We start from the raw sequence: 14,628 nt of genomic DNA on the forward strand, positions 1-14,628 counted from the left end.
GGACGTACGGCAGGATGTCCCCATGCCGAGCCTCCACAAGACGAGTCCGCAGCGGGACCGGCCGCAGAACCCGGCGACGGTGTGTCCCACCCGTCGCGACGAGGTCGCCGCGGCGGGCAGCGAGCTGATCGGCGGGCCGGTCGGCCGTCGGGCCCTGCTCGGCGGCGGGCAGCTCACCCCTGTGCGGGTGATCGCACTGGTGGCCATCGGGATGTTTGCGCTCGGCATGGTGCAGAAGATCCCGTGTTACGACTGGGCCTGGTTCCGGGGCACCACCTCGCAGTACACCCACGCCTGTTACTCCGACATCCCCCATCTCTTCGTCGGACGCGGGTTCGCCGAGGGCCTGGTCCCGTACTTCGACCGGCTGAGCGGCGACATAGAGTTCCTGGAGTACCCGGTCCTCACCGGTCTGTTCATGCAGGTCGCGGCCTGGCTGACGCCCGGTGGCAGCGACCTCGTGCACCGCGAGCAGATGTACTGGATGGTCAACACGGGCATGCTGATGGTCTGCGCCGTCATCATGGCCGTGTGCGTGGCCCGTACGCACCGCCGTCGGCCCTGGGACGCCCTCCTGGTCGCCCTGGCACCCGCGTTCGCGCTCACGGCGACGATCAACTGGGACCTGCTGGCCGTGGCGCTGACCTCGGCCGCCGTCCTGATGTGGTCGCGCGGGCGTCCACTCGCGTTCGGCGCCCTGCTCGGCCTGGCGATCGCGGCGAAGTTCTACCCGTTCCTGATCCTGGGGCCGCTGTTCCTGCTGTGCTGGCGGGCCGGCCGCTGGCGCGAGTTCGGCGCGGCGCTGGTCGGGACGGCCGGTGTGTGGCTCGCCGTGAACCTGCCGGTGATGCTGCTCGCGCCGGAGGGCTGGAAGCAGTTCTACGCCTTCAACGAGGAGCGGAACGTCGACTTCGGGTCCGTCTGGCTGCTGATCAGCCAGCGCACCGGCGAGCAGATCTCCCCCGGCAGCGCCAACACGTACACCATGGTGCTGATGGCCATCGTCGCCGCGGCCCTCGCCGTCCTGGCGCTGACGGCGCCCCGCCGGCCCCGGTTCGTCCAGCTGGCGTTCCTCATCGTGGCCGCGTTCGTGCTGACCAACAAGGTGTACTCGCCGCAGTACGTGCTCTGGCTCATCCCCCTCGCCGCCCTCGCCCGGCCGCGCTGGCGGGACTTCCTGATCTGGCAGGCGTGCGAGGTCATGTACTTCCTGGGCATCTGGATGTACCTGGCCTTCACCACCAGCGGCAACAAGCAGGGACTGCCGACGGACGGCTACCACTTCGCGATCGTGCTGCACCTGGTCGGCACGCTGTACCTGTGCGCGGTGGTCGTGCGCGACATCCTGGCGCCCGAACGGGACGTGGTGCGGCAGGACGGCTCGGACGATCCCTCCGGGGGCGTCCTGGACGGCGCTGAGGACGTTTTCGTACGGGGCAGGGCGGCCCACCCCGCCCGGCACGCGGCCCCGGCCGTGGAGGGGCCGCGTGTGGAGTGGGGAGTACCCGCGGACGGGGCTCCCCGGGACCTGCGGGCGGACTAGGGCCCGTCCTGCGGACTAGCGCTCGACGAGCCGGTCGAACTGCGTCGTCGTGTGCCGCAGATGGGCCACGAGCTCGTCGCCGACCTTCGGCTCCTGGGCGTCGGCCGGCACGAACAGGATCGACACCTGCATGTGCGGCGGCTCGGCGAACCAGCGCTGCTTGCCGGCCCAGACGAACGGAGAAAGGTTCCGGTTGACGGTCGCGAGACCGGCGCGGGCCACGCCCTTGGCGCGTGGCATCACACCGTGCATCGCCTTGGGCGCCTCCAGACCCACTCCGTGGGAGGTGCCGCCGGCGACGACCACCAGCCAGCCGTCGGAGGCGGCCTTCTGCTGCCGGTAGCCGAAGCGGTCGCCCTTGGCGACGCGTGTGACGTCCAGGACCGCCCCGCGGTACTCGGTGGCCTCGTGGTCGCCCAGCCAGAGCCGGGTGCCGATCCGGGCACGGAACCGGGTCTGCGGGAACTGCTGCTGGAGCCGGGCCTGCTCCTCGGCCCGCAGATGGCTGACGAACATGGTCTGCAGCGGCAGCCGTGCGGCCCGCAGCCGGTCCATCCAGCCGATGACCTCCTCGACCGCGTCGGTGCCGTCCGTGCGGTCCAGGGGCAGATGGAGGGCGAAGCCCTCGAGCCGTACGTCCTCGATGGCCGCGTGAAGCCGTCCCAGGTCCTCCTCGAGGACGCCGTGGCGCTTCATCGAGCTCATGCACTCGATGACCACACGTGCGCCCACGAGGGCGTGCACGCCGTCCACGGAGGACACGGAGCGGACCACGCGGTCCGGCAGCGGCACCGGCTCCTCGCCCCGCCGGAACGGGGTGAGGACCAGCAGGTCGCCGCCGAACCAGTCCTTGATCTTCGCGGCCTCGTACGTGGTGCCCACGGCGAGCATGTCCGAGCCGAAGCGCGAGGCCTCGTCGGCCAGCCGCTCGTGGCCGAAGCCGTAGCCGTTGCCCTTGCAGACCGGGATCAGGCCGGGGAACTGGTCGATCACGGACTTCTGGTGCGCCCGCCAGCGAGCGGTGTCGACGTAGAGGGAGAGCGCCATGGCCGGCCCGGAACCTTTCTGGTGGCTGCGGTGTATCAAAGGTGTGTACGAGACTTACGAGATTACGTACGAGATTACGGGCGCGACGCCCGGCCCGTCAGCGACGCGACATGTAGATGTCCAGCGCCTTGTGCAGGAGCTTGTTGAGCGGGAAGTCCCACTCGCCGACGTACTCCACCGCCTCGCCGCCCGTTCCCACCTTGAACTGGATGAGACCGAAGAGGTGGTCGGTCTCGTCGAGCGAGTCCGAGATGCCCCGCAGGTCGTAGACAGTCGCACCCATGGCATAGGCGTCGCGCAGCATCCGCCACTGCATCGCGTTCGAGGGCCTGACCTCGCGGCCGATGTTGTCGGAGGCGCCGTAGGAGTACCAGACGTGCCCGCCGACCACGAGCATCGTGGCCGCCGAGAGGTTCACGCCGTTGTGCCGGGCGAAGTACAGGCGCATGCGGTTGGGGTCCTCGTTGTTGAGGACGGTCCACATGCGCTGGAAGTACGACAGCGGGCGCGGGCGGAAGTGGTCGCGGACGGCCGTGATCTCGTACAGGCGCTGCCACTCGGCGAGGTCCTCGTAGCCGCCCTGGACGACCTCGACACCGGCCTTGTCTGCCTTCTTGATGTTGCGGCGCCACAGCTGGTTGAAGCCCTTGAGGACGTCGTCGAGCGAGCGGTTGGCGAGCGGTACCTGGAAGACGTAGCGCGGCTGGACGTCACCGAAGCCGGCGCCGCCGTCCTCGCCCTGCTGCCAGCCCATCTTCCGCAGCCGGTCGGCGACTTCGAAGGCGCGCGGCTCGATGTGCGAGGCCTCGACGTCCTTCAGGCGCTTCACGTCCGGGTCCTGGATGCCGGACTTGATCGCGGCGGAGTCCCAGCGACGGATGACGACCGGCGGGCCCATCTTCACGGAGAAGGCGCCCTGCTGCTTGAGATGCGCCAGCATCGGCTGCAGCCAGTCGTCGAGGTTCGGGGCGTACCAGTTGATGACCGGGCCCTCGGGCAGGTAGGCCAGGTAGCGCTTGATCTTCGGCAGCTGGCGGTAGAGCACGAGGCCCGCGCCGACGAGTTCGCCGGACTTGTCGAACCAACCCAGGTTCTCCGACCGCCACTCGGTCTTCACATCAGCCCACGCCGGGACCTGGCAGTGGCTCGCCGAGGGCTGGCTCTGGATGAATGCCAGATGCTGCTCACGGCTGATGGTCCTCAGGGTCAGGCTCACGGGGCGCTCCTCGGCAGGTGTGTCCCCATCGGTTCAGGGGCTCCGGCTCTCGCGCCGAAGCCTACTGTGACCGGGGAGCGCCCCGATGGGACGTGTGTCCCTTGGCCGGTGACCGACCCGGATGCCTCAGACGAGGCCCCCGTAGAACATGCCGAGATAGAAGCCCACCGCCGAGGCTCCGAGCCCGACGATCAGGGCGAAGCGCTCCCTCGTCGTCACGGAGATGAACTGGCCGGACGCGCCGGTCACGATGCCGATCAGTCCGGCCCAGGAAGCCAGTACGTGCAGGCTGTGGAACTGCGCGGTGATGAAGGAGAGGACGCCGAGGAAGAGCGTCACCGCCATCAGGGTGTCCTGGAGCGGGTGGGGCCTGCCGTCGGTGGCGAGGAGGGAATGTCCGGGGTCGGGTCGCATTGCCTGTGCCATGGGGCACCTCCTGCGTGGCTGCGGGACGGCGGCGCATCGTAGCGCCGCCGACATCCGTTGTGTACAGATTGCGTCCCCCCACCACCGGATTTCAACCGGAAGCGGATGTGCGGGTACTCTGTACGGTCTGCACCGGTGTCTGCCCTGGTCCGTCTCGGACCTCGACGGTCTCCTCGCTCGCCGAGGGGCTCTGTCAGTGGTGGCCGATACCGTTGCTTACGCATCACGACCCTCCTGCCACGGAACGACCGTGGCCGCTGAGTCCAAAGGAGGTGGGTTCCACATGCGTCACTACGAGGTGATGGTCATCCTCGACCCCGATCTCGAGGAGCGCGCTGTCTCCCCGCTGATCGAGAACTTCCTCTCCGTCGTCCGTGAGGGCAACGGAAAGGTTGAGAAGGTCGACACCTGGGGCCGTCGTCGTCTCGCCTACGAGATCAAGAAGAAGCCCGAGGGCATCTACTCGGTCATCGACCTGCAGGCCGAGCCTGCGGTCGTCAAGGAGCTCGACCGCCAGATGAACCTGAACGAGTCGGTCCTCCGGACCAAGGTCCTCCGCCCCGAGACCCACTGAGCGTCTAGCTCAGAGGTCATCGGGTTCGAGTAGCAGCAGTAGCAGCCAGAAGCAATCCCGCCGAGAGGTTCATCCAATGGCAGGCGAGACCGTCATCACGGTCGTCGGCAATCTTGTCGACGACCCCGAGCTGCGCTTCACCCCGTCCGGTGCGGCGGTCGCGAAGTTCCGTATCGCGTCCACCCCCCGCACCTTCGACCGTCAGACCAATGAGTGGAAGGACGGCGAGAGCCTGTTCCTGACCTGCTCGGTCTGGCGTCAGGCGGCGGAGAACGTCGCCGAGTCGCTCCAGCGAGGCATGCGCGTCGTCGTGCAGGGCCGACTGAAGCAGCGGTCGTACGAGGACCGCGAGGGCGTCAAGCGCACGGTCTACGAGCTGGACGTCGACGAAGTCGGCCCCAGCCTCAAGAACGCCACGGCCAAGGTCACCAAGACCACCGGTCGAGGTGGCCAGGGTGGCTACGGCGGCGGTGGCGGCCAGCAGGGCGGCGGCAGCTGGGGTGGAAACTCCGGCGGTGGCCAGCAGGGTGGTGGCGGTGCTCCCGCCGACGACCCGTGGGCGACCAGCGCGCCGGCCGGTGGCGGCCAGCAGCAGGGCGGCGGAGGCAGCTGGGGTGGAAACTCCAGCGGCGGCGGCTACTCGGACGAGCCCCCCTTCTAGGGCACTCCCCTCGAAGGGCAGCTCGTACCCAAACTTCTTGATCACACAGGAGAAACACCATGGCGAAGCCGCCTGTGCGCAAGCCTAAGAAGAAGGTCTGCGCGTTCTGCAAGGACAAGACCGCGTACGTGGACTACAAGGACACGAACATGCTGCGGAAGTTCATTTCCGACCGCGGCAAGATCCGTGCCCGCCGCGTGACCGGCAACTGCACGCAGCACCAGCGTGACGTCGCCACGGCCGTGAAGAACAGCCGTGAGATGGCGCTGCTGCCCTACACGTCCACCGCGCGATAAGGGAAGGGTGACCGAAAAATGAAGATCATCCTGACCCATGAGGTCTCTGGCCTCGGTGCCGCCGGCGATGTCGTCGACGTCAAGGACGGTTACGCTCGCAACTACCTGGTCCCGCGTGGTTTCGCGATCCGCTGGACCAAGGGTGGCGAGAAGGACGTGGCGCAGATCCGCCGCGCCCGCAAGATCCACGAGATCGCGACCATCGAGCAGGCCAACGAGATCAAGGCCCGCCTCGAAGGCGTGAAGGTGCGTCTGGCCGTTCGCTCCGGCGACGCCGGCCGCCTCTTCGGCTCCGTGACCCCGGCCGACATCGCCACGGCGATCAAGTCCGCGGGTGGCCCCGACGTCGACAAGCGTCGCGTCGAGCTCGGTTCGCCGATCAAGACCCTGGGCTCGCACCAGGTGTCCGTGCGTCTGCACCCCGAGGTTGCCGCGAAGCTCGGCGTCGAGGTCGTCGCCGCGTAACGCTGCTCTCAGCAGTACGGAAGGGCCGCACCCCCAGGGGTGCGGCCCTTCCGCCGTTTTCGCCGTTTCACGTGAAACATCAGCGCGTGGCCCCGGTGACGATCCAGCGTCCGGAGCGAGAACGCAGCCAGAGGGTCAGCATCCGGACCGTCATCATCAACGTCATCGCCCACCACAGTGCGGTGAGCCCACCGCCGAGTGTCGGGACCAGGAGCGCGACCGGGGCGAACACGGCCAGCGTGAGCAGCATGGCCCAGGCCAGATAGGGGCCGTCGCCCGCGCCCATCAGGACCCCGTCGAGAACGAAGACCACACCGGCGATCGGCTGGGAGACCGCGACGACCAGGAGAGCCGGGAGCAGGGTGTCCTGGACCGTGGTGTCGCCGGTGAAGAGCGGGATGAAGAGCGGGCGGGCGAGGATGAGGAGGGCGCCCAGAACGACTCCGGAGACCACGCCCCACTGGACCATACGGCGGCAGACCTGCCGAGCGCCGTCGGCGTCGTCGGCGCCGAGGTACCGGCCGATGATGGCCTGACCGGCGATGGCGATCGCGTCGAGCGCGAAGGCCATCAGGCTCCACAGGGACAGGATGATCTGGTGGGCGGCGACCTCGGCGTCCCCCATGCGGGCCGCGACAGCGGTGGCGATCAACAGGACCGCGCGCAGGGAGAGCGTACGGACGAGGAGCGGGGCGCCCGCCTGGGCGCTGGCACGTATACCGGCCGCGTCCGGTCGGAGGGAGGCGCCGTGGCGCCGCGCTCCACGGACCACCACGACGAGGTAGACGGCGGCCATGGCGCACTGCGCGATGACGGTGCCCCAGGCGGAACCGGCGATGCCCAGGCCGGCGCCGTAGACGAGGGCCACGTTGAGAGCTCCGTTGGCCGCGAAGCCTCCGATGGCCACGTAAAGCGGTGTACGGGTGTCCTGGAGACCGCGCAGGACGCCGGTGGCGGCCAGGACCACGAGCATGGCGGGGATGCCCAGGCTGGAGATGCGCAGATAGGTGATCGCGTACGGAGTGGCCGTGTCCGAGGCGCCGAAGAGGTCGATCAGCCATGGGGCGGCGGGCAAGGTGACGGCGACGACCGCGGCTCCCAGCAGAAGTGCCAGCCAGATGCCGTCCATGCCCTGCCGGATGGCTGCCGTGAGGTCGCCGGCTCCCACCCGGCGGGCGACAGCGGCCGTGGTCGCGTAGGCGAGGAAGACGAAGACGCTGACGGCTGTCGAGAGCAGGGCTGCCGCGATGGCGAGACCGGCGAGCTGCGGAGTGCCGAGGTGTCCGACAATGGCGCTGTCGACCATGAGGAAGAGCGGCTCGGCGACGAGCGCGCCGAAGGCCGGAACGGCAAGCGAGATGATCTCTCGGTCGTGCTGCCGACGGGCGGCCTTGGGGGTCGGGGGAGCCTGGGTCATGGGTCTCAATCTAATCTTCCACAGGTAAGAGATGCAATGGGCTAGGAGTCCTTACATTGTCTTGGTGTGGAGCTTCGGGTGTGCGCCGTTTGTTCTGATCTTGGTCCGGAGTGAAAAGTTTTTCTCCCCCACAGCCCGTGGATCGAAAAGATGCAGGTCAGGCGGGTGTCATGGGCTGGGTTATGAGTTTGTCCACATGGCTGTCCCCCGGTCCGTGCACAGGTTCGGCCGGGTTCTCCACAGCATCTGGTCGTTCACCCACAGGCCCTGTGGATAACCAGATTGGCTGACGGTGCCGACGGGCCTACCGTGGTCCGGCGCACGACGCGCCAGAAGCGGAGTCAAAGCCTCTTGTTTGTCCGAGCCGTGGCGTAAGAAAGAGTGGCACGGCGAGGTCCGCGGAGCGGACGGGAGGAGGTGGCTTGGTGAGCATTCCCGAGCCCTTGGACGACCCCTGGGCCGACAGCGGACCGAGTGACCGGCTTCCCGTCGCACGACCCCGAGGCGAGAGCCGTGGACGCGGCAGGGGCCGCGAGGACCAGCACGACCGCGGCAGCGACAGCGGCCCGTGGGACAGCGGTCTGTCCGGCTTCGAGCGGGTGCCCCCGCAGGATCTCGACGCCGAGCAGTCCGTCCTCGGCGGCATGCTGCTCTCCAAGGACGCCATCGCGGACGTCGTGGAGATCATCAAGGGCCATGACTTCTACAAGCCCGCCCACGAGACGGTCTACGCGGCCATCCTCGACCTGTACGCGAAGGGCGAGCCGGCCGACCCGATCACGGTCGGTGCGGAGCTCACCAAGCGGGGCGAGATCACCCGTGTCGGTGGGGCCTCCTATCTGCACACGCTCGTCCAGTCGGTGCCGACCGCGGCCAACGCGGCGTACTACGCGGAGATCGTCCACGAGCGAGCCGTACTGCGCCGTCTCGTCGAGGCCGGCACCAAGATCACGCAGATGGGCTACGCGGCCGACGGTGACGTCGACGAGATCGTGAACTCGGCCCAGGCCGAGATCTACGCGGTCACCGAGCAGCGCACCACCGAGGACTACCTGCCCCTCGGCGACATCATGGAGGGTGCCCTCGACGAGATCGAGGCGATCGGCTCGCGCAGCGGCGAGATGACCGGCGTCCCGACCGGTTTCACCGATCTCGACCAGCTCACCAACGGTCTGCACCCCGGCCAGATGATCATCATCGCGGCCCGGCCCGCCATGGGTAAGTCGACGCTCGCCCTGGACTTCGCCCGGGCCTGTTCCATCAAGCACAACCTGCCCAGCGTCATCTTCTCCCTCGAAATGGGCCGCAACGAGATCGCGATGCGCCTGCTCTCGGCGGAGGCCCGGGTGGCGCTGCACCACATGCGCTCCGGCACGATGACCGACGAGGACTGGACCCGGCTGGCCCGCCGGATGCCCGATGTCTCCCAGGCTCCGCTCTACATCGACGACTCCCCGAACCTGTCGATGATGGAGATCCGCGCCAAGTGCCGTCGGCTGAAGCAGCGTGCGGGGCTCAAGCTCGTGGTCATCGACTACCTCCAGCTGATGCAGTCCGGCGCCAAGCGGTCCGAGAGCCGTCAGCAGGAAGTCTCGGACATGTCGCGAAACCTCAAGCTCCTGGCGAAGGAGCTCGAACTGCCGGTGATCGCGCTCTCGCAGCTGAACCGTGGCCCCGAACAGCGCACCGACAAGAAGCCGATGGTCTCCGACCTGCGTGAATCGGGATCGATCGAGCAGGACGCGGACATGGTCATCCTGCTCCACCGAGAGGACGCCTACGAGAAGGAGTCCCCGCGCGCGGGCGAGGCGGACATCATCGTGGGCAAGCACCGAAACGGTCCGACGGCGACGATCACGGTGGCGTTCCAGGGTCACTACTCGCGCTTCGTCGATATGGCGCAGACCTGACCGAGGCCCGCTCAGCCGGCGGGGGAGTCGCTGACCTTGCCGACCGGGGTGATCTGGAGGGGGCGGCTCGGGGAGTCCGGGTTGTCGACCGGGAGCGAGCCCGCGGGCCACGTCAGGCTGATGGTCTTCGTCTCGTTCGGCGGGGTCACGAGGATCGTGGAGATGCGGACACCCGAGCCGCCGCTCGTGTTGAGCGGGAACGTGATGTTGAAGGCGGCGGACTCGCCGTCCTTGAGGACGCCGGCGGTGGGCTTGTCGCCGCTGCGGGCCACGGACAGGGTGTCGCCCGTCGCGGTCTTCAGGTCGACGCCGGCGAAGCCGCGGATCGTGCAGTCACGGCCACCGCCGTTCTTGAGCTGAACGGTGACGATGCCCTCCACCTTGTCGGTGGTGTTGTCGACGGCGCTGACCTCCAGCTCGTCGCTGCGGCAGATGCCTGCCGACGTCCCGCCGGAACCCGAGCCCGACGTGCCTCCGTCGGCGCCGCTGCTGCTCTTGCCATCGCCCTTGCCGCTTCCGTCGGCGTCCGTGGACGCGTCGGTGGGGGCGGCCCCGGTGCCGCCGCCCGAAGGAGAAGAAGATGCGGAACCGGCGGGCGTGTTGTTCGCGGGCTTGGCGTCCGTGGTGCCGGCGTCGCCGTTGCAGGCGGTCAGAGCGAGAGCGCTGACCAGCGTGAGGCCGGCGAGGAGCGTCTTGGTGGCGTGCGTCAGCTTCATGTCTTCCCCGTGGAGTGTGGTGGTGATCGCGGCCGGTCGGTGCTTCAGTCCGGCTCGGCAACAGAGAATCCGTTCCAGCGGACCGCGGGCAAGCGGACCTGCGGCATCAGGGACGCTGGAATACCGAGACGGTTTCTGACCTGCTGAAACGCCATGCCCTGGAACGCTGCCGTGGGACGCGTCCGAGGCTTCGCCGGAGTCGAACTCGTCCCCGCCGCACGGGTATCCGACGCGAAATGTGGTCGACGCCCGCGCGGTCACAGCGTTGGATCAGTGCATGACCTCACCTCTCGAAGCTCTGCTTCCCAGTACCGAACGGGCGCTGCTGCACCGTGTCGCAGTCGCCCAGTCCGAGGGTCGTACTCCCTCTTTCGTCGGGGCTGTGGCCCGTGACGGGGGGATGGTGTGGACCGGTGCGCGCAGTTGCGTCGACGGGCACGATCCGGACGCAGACACGCAGTACCGGATCGGCTCGCTCACCAAGGTGTTCACCGCCGTGCTGGTGATGCGGCTGCGTGACGAGGGCATCCTGGATCTGAACGACCCTCTGGAGAAGCATCTTCCGGGTACAGGCGTGGGCGAGACGACCATCGCCCAACTCCTCGCCCACACAGGAGGTCTCGCGGCGGAGAGCCCCGCTCCCTGGTGGGAGCGGACGCCCGCGGCGGTCAGGCCCAAGCTGGCCGATGTGCTCGGTGAGGAGCCACTGCTCCACCCGGTGGGGCGTCACTTCCACTACTCCAACCCCGGCTACACGCTGCTCGGTTCGCTGGTCGAAACGGTGCGCGGGGTCTCCTGGGAGGAGGCTCTTCGGGGCGAGATCCTGGAGCCGCTGGGGCTCACTCGGACGAGCGTGCAGCCGGTCGCTCCCCACGCCGGCGGCTGGGCCGTGCACCCGTGGGCCGACGTGATGCTGCCCGAACCGTCCGAGGATCTGGGACTGATGGCGCCGGCCGGACAGCTCTGGTCGACGGCCGAGGACCTCTGCCGCTTCGCGGTGTTCCTCGCGCGGGGCGACGACCGGGTGCTCGGCGCGGCCTCGGTCGAGGAGATGCGCACCCCGGCGTCGGCGCCGGGTGCCGGTGACTGGGAGGGCGGCTACGGGCTCGGTGTCCAGCTGCTGCGCAAGGACGGCCGGACGCTGATCGGTCACACGGGTTCGCTGCCGGGCTTCGTCGCCTGTCTGTGGGTGTGCATCGAGGACGGTGTCGCGGCGGTCACTCTCGCCAATGCCACGTCCGGGCCGCTGATGGCGTCCGTGGCGGCCGATCTCGTACGGATCGTGGCGGAGGCCGAGCCCCGGTTTCCCGAGCCGTGGAGGCCGATGCCCGAGGCCGAGGTCGATCGGGAGCTGCTGGAGCTTGCCGGGCCCTGGTACTGGGGCACGTACGCGTTCGGGCTACGCCTCGGTGCGGACCGGGGTGTGACCCTCGAACCGCTGAGCGGTGTCGGACGGCGGGCGTCCTTCCGGGCGCTGCCGGAGGGCGGCTGGATCGGCCTGAACGGCTACTACCTGGGAGAGACGCTCCGCCCGGTCCGTCGTCCGGACGGATCCGTGAGCCATCTCGATCTGGGGTCGTTCGTCTTCACCCGGGAGCCGTACGAGCAGAGCGACGCAGTTCCGGGCGGAGTGGACGAGGCGGGCTGGCGCGGCCTCTGAGCGGCTGTTTCACGTGAAACAGGACGCCGAGGGCGGCTAGGGCGTGGGGGCGCCTTCGACGACGCGGACCAGGGGCGCCAGCTCCGGGTTCTTGGCCGCTTCGTCGAGGGCTTCGCGGAGCGCTCGGTCATTGGTGGGCCGGGCCTCTGTGAGGAGTTCCATCCCTGCCTCGGTGACGTCGGTGTAGATGCCGCGTCGATCGGTGGCGCAGAGATAGCGGGTCAGCAGCCCCCGGTCCTCCAGACGGGTCACGAGCCGTGTGGTGGCACTCTGGCTGAGGACGACGGCGTCGGCGACCTGCTTCATCTGGAGATGCCCGCCGGGACCGCTGTGCTGGCGGCTGAGCACATCGAGGAGGGAGTACTCGCGAACGCTCAGCCCGTGCTCCGACTCCAGAGCGCGCTCGATGTGCGACTCGATCCTGCCGTGCAGCAACGAGAGGGCACACCAGCCCTGGGAGAGGGCGGTGAGTGCGGGGGCGGTCGCGGTCATGGTCTCTCCTCGGTCCGGAGCGGCTTCTCCCAGAGTAGACGATGCGCGCAAAAGCCCGCGTGTGCAATTACTGGTTATCCCGCCGCCACACTCAGGGGCGCGAACCGACGGCTCCAGTCGCCCGGAAGGTCGGGCCGGGAGCGCATCATGACCGCGTTGAACGCGATCGGGGCGAGGCCGCACGCCTTGAGCCAGGTCAGCAGCGCCTCGTGTCGTACGTCGACGTCCGTGCGCAGGGGGCGGTCGGTGGCAGCGGCCAGGGCGACGACGAGGGCCTGTGCGGTGGCCGTGTTCCGAGCGATCAGCGGGCCGACCACATGGGTGTCCATATTGGGCCAGGCTGCTGCGAAGCCGGTGATCTCGCCGTTCTCCTCGGCGACACGAAGGTGGTCCGCGAAGGCCGGCAGCCGGGTGATCATGTGGGTGCGGTCCAGGCCGAAGACCTCGGTGTCCAGCCGGAGCACGTCCGGGAGGTCCTCGGCCGTGGCGGCGCGGGTCGCGATCTCCGGGATCGGCTCCGTCGCGGTGAAGTGGCCGCGGAGCATCTCCGCACGGCCCGTCTGGGCGAAGCCCAGCTGCTCGTAGAGCGGCTGGCCGTTCGGGGTGGCGTGGAGCGTGAGTGGGGTGTCTCCGGCCTCCGCCACCAGGTGTCGCATGAGGCGGATGCCCACTCCCCGGCGGGCGTACCGCTCGGCGACGAGCACCATGCCGATCGCCGAGAGCTCGGGCCCGTACGAGGTGACGACGCTCGACGCGATCAGCCCCTTGCCGTCGGGGTCGTCGATGCCGTAGCCGGTCCCCGCGGTCAGCAGGAGGTTCCACTTGTGCTCCTCGCGCGGCCAGCCACGGTCCTCCGAGAGGTCGGCACAGGCGGTGAGGTCTGCTGAGGTGAGGACACGGATGGGGAGCTGGTCGAGCGGGGCAAGCGACGTCGGCATGAGGCTCAGGCTCTCTGACGCGGTGATCGTTCGTCCACCGCTTTACGGGAACTGGTCCGTGCCCGCCGGCGACGGCCCCTGCGGGTCAGGCCCCAGGGCTTCAGCACCGAGATGGCGGTCATGAAGAGATAGGCCGTCGTCGACACCGTCGGCGCCGACACCAGGCTGGGATCGGGCACCCCGGCAGCGGCCGCGTGCTCGATCTGCGGGCGCAGGGCGAACACGGTCGCGGCCGCGGTGGCGAGGGTGATCCAGAACTTGATCCAGATCCAGCGATGGCGCGCCAGCCCCCAAGGAGTCCCGAGCGAGAGCACGAGCCCGGTCACCAGCGTCACCACCGCGACGGGAGCGAGCAGCCAGTCCGCAAAGACCTTCATCGCGCGATACGAGGCCTCCGTGAGGGAGGAGTCGCCCGTCGTGTAGGCCGCGATGCCGAGCGTGAGCAGTCCCACACTGAGCCCGAGCCACGCCACGGAGACGGCGACATGGACGACGAGGAGAGCCCGCCGAGCGGGGCGCTGGAGATGTTTCACGTGAAACACCGTGGCGCCCGGCGCCCTCACTCCGCGTCTGACGGGAGGAGTAACCACACGTACTAGCCTCGGCGTACATGACCACTTCTCCGGGCGCGGGCAGGCTCCACCTCTTCGATCTCGACGGCACCCTGATCAAGGGCTCGGCGGCCGCGGTGGAGATCTCGCGGCAGCTCGGCGTCAGCGAGGAGATCGCCGCTCTGGAGCGCAGGTTTCTGCTGGACGGGATGGCGCCCGACGAGTTCGCGGTCCAGGCCCATGCCCTCTGGTCCGCTCTGACGCAGGAGCAGGTCACGGCCGCCTTCGAGGGGGCTCCCTGGCTGGCAGGCATTCGTGAGGTCTGGGCCGACATCCATGCTCAGGGAGGGCGCTGCGCCGTCATCTCGCTCTCGCCGGACTTCTTCGTGGAGCGTCTCCTCGACTGGGGGGCTGACGCGACCCATGGCTCCCGATGGCCGGCGGTTCCGTTCACCGCGCCCATCCACCGTCCGGGCATCCTCAACGCCGCCGCGAAGGTGCGCATCGCGCGCCGACTCTGCGCCGAGTACGGCTTGGGCCTGGAGGACTGCGTGGCCTATGGCGACTCGATGTCCGACGCGGAGCTCTTCGCCGCCGTGCCGCTCACCGTGGCGGTGAACGCCGATCACCACCTTGCCGGGCTGTCGCGTCACGCCTACGCCGGGGGCGATCTGCGTGAGGCCTACGACCTGATCCGAAAGAGCGAAGCCTAGCCC

At 68.8% G+C, this 14,628-nt stretch carries 16 protein-coding genes; 8 read left to right on the top strand and 8 right to left on the bottom strand.

The window, feature by feature from the left end:
• Positions 1-22: 22 nt before the first annotated feature.
• Positions 23-1,543, top strand: a complete 1,521-nt coding sequence (locus tag ACZ3IJ_RS14345; protein WP_467468030.1) for a glycosyltransferase family 87 protein — start codon at positions 23-25, stop codon at positions 1,541-1,543.
• A 15-nt stretch (positions 1,544-1,558) separates the two neighbouring features.
• Here ACZ3IJ_RS14345 and ACZ3IJ_RS14350 read toward each other — a convergent pair whose 3' ends face one another.
• From ACZ3IJ_RS14350 to ACZ3IJ_RS14360, 3 genes are all read right to left on the bottom strand, one after another.
• Complete coding sequence (locus ACZ3IJ_RS14350; RefSeq protein ID WP_391800042.1) at positions 1,559-2,590, bottom strand: alanine racemase; 1,032 nt, start codon at positions 2,588-2,590, stop codon at positions 1,559-1,561.
• Between the two features lie 97 nt (positions 2,591-2,687).
• On the bottom strand, positions 2,688-3,806 hold the full coding sequence (locus ACZ3IJ_RS14355; protein WP_391800041.1) for a lipid II:glycine glycyltransferase FemX: 1,119 nt from the start codon (positions 3,804-3,806) through the stop codon (positions 2,688-2,690).
• A 126-nt stretch (positions 3,807-3,932) separates the two neighbouring features.
• Positions 3,933-4,232 (bottom strand): hypothetical protein, encoded by a 300-nt coding sequence (locus ACZ3IJ_RS14360; protein WP_467468031.1) that lies wholly within the window; start codon positions 4,230-4,232, stop codon positions 3,933-3,935.
• 283 nt (positions 4,233-4,515) lie between these two features.
• On the opposite strand from ACZ3IJ_RS14360, the gene rpsF reads away from it, so the two are divergent.
• From rpsF to rplI, 4 genes are all read left to right on the top strand, one after another.
• Positions 4,516-4,806 carry a 30S ribosomal protein S6 gene (gene rpsF, locus ACZ3IJ_RS14365; RefSeq protein ID WP_004950685.1) on the top strand — a complete coding sequence of 97 codons (291 nt, stop codon included), beginning with the start codon at positions 4,516-4,518 and terminating at the stop codon, positions 4,804-4,806.
• 76 nt (positions 4,807-4,882) lie between these two features.
• The gene (locus tag ACZ3IJ_RS14370) at positions 4,883-5,467 is read left to right on the top strand and encodes a single-stranded DNA-binding protein (protein ID WP_361435422.1); all 585 of its coding nucleotides are present in this window, start codon (positions 4,883-4,885) and stop codon (positions 5,465-5,467) included.
• Between the two features lie 59 nt (positions 5,468-5,526).
• Positions 5,527-5,763: a 30S ribosomal protein S18 gene (gene rpsR, locus ACZ3IJ_RS14375; RefSeq protein ID WP_005315025.1), complete on the top strand. Its 237-nt coding sequence runs from the start codon at positions 5,527-5,529 to the stop codon at positions 5,761-5,763.
• A gap of 18 nt (positions 5,764-5,781) precedes the next feature.
• Positions 5,782-6,228, top strand: coding sequence for a 50S ribosomal protein L9 (gene rplI / locus ACZ3IJ_RS14380; protein ID WP_158988579.1), 447 nt, complete (start codon positions 5,782-5,784; stop codon positions 6,226-6,228).
• A gap of 79 nt (positions 6,229-6,307) precedes the next feature.
• On the opposite strand, the gene ACZ3IJ_RS14385 is transcribed toward rplI, so the two are convergent.
• A complete protein-coding gene (locus tag ACZ3IJ_RS14385) occupies positions 6,308-7,645 on the bottom strand; it encodes an MATE family efflux transporter (protein WP_467468032.1) in 1,338 nt (445 codons plus the stop codon).
• A gap of 425 nt (positions 7,646-8,070) precedes the next feature.
• Here ACZ3IJ_RS14385 and dnaB point away from each other — a divergent pair, with 425 nt between their 5' ends.
• Positions 8,071-9,555, top strand: coding sequence for a replicative DNA helicase (dnaB, locus tag ACZ3IJ_RS14390; protein WP_352188559.1), 1,485 nt, complete (start codon positions 8,071-8,073; stop codon positions 9,553-9,555).
• An 11-nt stretch (positions 9,556-9,566) separates the two neighbouring features.
• Here the strand turns inward: dnaB and ACZ3IJ_RS14395 are convergent, their stop codons facing one another.
• Entirely contained in the window at positions 9,567-10,271 is a 705-nt protein-coding gene (locus ACZ3IJ_RS14395) for a DUF4232 domain-containing protein (RefSeq protein WP_467468033.1), read from the bottom strand.
• 277 nt (positions 10,272-10,548) lie between these two features.
• Between ACZ3IJ_RS14395 and ACZ3IJ_RS14400 the strand changes: the two genes are divergently transcribed.
• Positions 10,549-11,931, top strand: a complete 1,383-nt coding sequence (locus ACZ3IJ_RS14400; protein ID WP_467468034.1) for a serine hydrolase domain-containing protein — start codon at positions 10,549-10,551, stop codon at positions 11,929-11,931.
• 36 nt (positions 11,932-11,967) lie between these two features.
• Here ACZ3IJ_RS14400 and ACZ3IJ_RS14405 read toward each other — a convergent pair whose 3' ends face one another.
• From ACZ3IJ_RS14405 to ACZ3IJ_RS14415, 3 genes are all read right to left on the bottom strand, one after another.
• On the bottom strand, positions 11,968-12,423 hold the full coding sequence (locus tag ACZ3IJ_RS14405; protein ID WP_467468036.1) for a MarR family winged helix-turn-helix transcriptional regulator: 456 nt from the start codon (positions 12,421-12,423) through the stop codon (positions 11,968-11,970).
• Positions 12,424-12,497: 74 nt separating this feature from the next.
• Positions 12,498-13,361: a GNAT family N-acetyltransferase gene (locus ACZ3IJ_RS14410; RefSeq protein WP_467468037.1), complete on the bottom strand. Its 864-nt coding sequence runs from the start codon at positions 13,359-13,361 to the stop codon at positions 12,498-12,500.
• 5 nt (positions 13,362-13,366) lie between these two features.
• On the bottom strand, positions 13,367-13,894 hold the full coding sequence (locus ACZ3IJ_RS14415) for a DUF2269 domain-containing protein (protein WP_467468038.1): 528 nt from the start codon (positions 13,892-13,894) through the stop codon (positions 13,367-13,369).
• Between the two features lie 77 nt (positions 13,895-13,971).
• Between ACZ3IJ_RS14415 and ACZ3IJ_RS14420 the strand changes: the two genes are divergently transcribed.
• Positions 13,972-14,625 (top strand): HAD family hydrolase, encoded by a 654-nt coding sequence (locus ACZ3IJ_RS14420; protein WP_467468039.1) that lies wholly within the window; start codon positions 13,972-13,974, stop codon positions 14,623-14,625.
• The last annotated feature ends 3 nt before the right edge of the window (positions 14,626-14,628 follow it).

The organism is Streptomyces sp. NPDC013317 (assembly GCF_055563155.1).

Bases quoted from the DNA above. Each gene is read 5' to 3' on its own strand.
- ACZ3IJ_RS14345 (WP_467468030.1), top strand. From the start codon at position 23: ATGCCGAGCCTCCACAAGACGAGTCCGCAGCGGGACCGGCCGCAGAAC.
- ACZ3IJ_RS14350 (WP_391800042.1), bottom strand. From the start codon at position 2,590: ATGGCGCTCTCCCTCTACGTCGACACCGCTCGCTGGCGGGCGCACCAG.
- ACZ3IJ_RS14360 (WP_467468031.1), bottom strand. From the start codon at position 4,232: ATGGCACAGGCAATGCGACCCGACCCCGGACATTCCCTCCTCGCCACC.
- rpsF (WP_004950685.1), top strand. From the start codon at position 4,516: ATGCGTCACTACGAGGTGATGGTCATCCTCGACCCCGATCTCGAGGAG.
- ACZ3IJ_RS14370 (WP_361435422.1), top strand. From the start codon at position 4,883: ATGGCAGGCGAGACCGTCATCACGGTCGTCGGCAATCTTGTCGACGAC.
- rpsR (WP_005315025.1), top strand. From the start codon at position 5,527: ATGGCGAAGCCGCCTGTGCGCAAGCCTAAGAAGAAGGTCTGCGCGTTC.
- rplI (WP_158988579.1), top strand. From the start codon at position 5,782: ATGAAGATCATCCTGACCCATGAGGTCTCTGGCCTCGGTGCCGCCGGC.
- ACZ3IJ_RS14385 (WP_467468032.1), bottom strand. From the start codon at position 7,645: ATGACCCAGGCTCCCCCGACCCCCAAGGCCGCCCGTCGGCAGCACGAC.
- ACZ3IJ_RS14395 (WP_467468033.1), bottom strand. From the start codon at position 10,271: ATGAAGCTGACGCACGCCACCAAGACGCTCCTCGCCGGCCTCACGCTG.
- ACZ3IJ_RS14400 (WP_467468034.1), top strand. From the start codon at position 10,549: ATGACCTCACCTCTCGAAGCTCTGCTTCCCAGTACCGAACGGGCGCTG.
- ACZ3IJ_RS14405 (WP_467468036.1), bottom strand. From the start codon at position 12,423: ATGACCGCGACCGCCCCCGCACTCACCGCCCTCTCCCAGGGCTGGTGT.
- ACZ3IJ_RS14410 (WP_467468037.1), bottom strand. From the start codon at position 13,361: ATGCCGACGTCGCTTGCCCCGCTCGACCAGCTCCCCATCCGTGTCCTC.
- ACZ3IJ_RS14420 (WP_467468039.1), top strand. From the start codon at position 13,972: ATGACCACTTCTCCGGGCGCGGGCAGGCTCCACCTCTTCGATCTCGAC.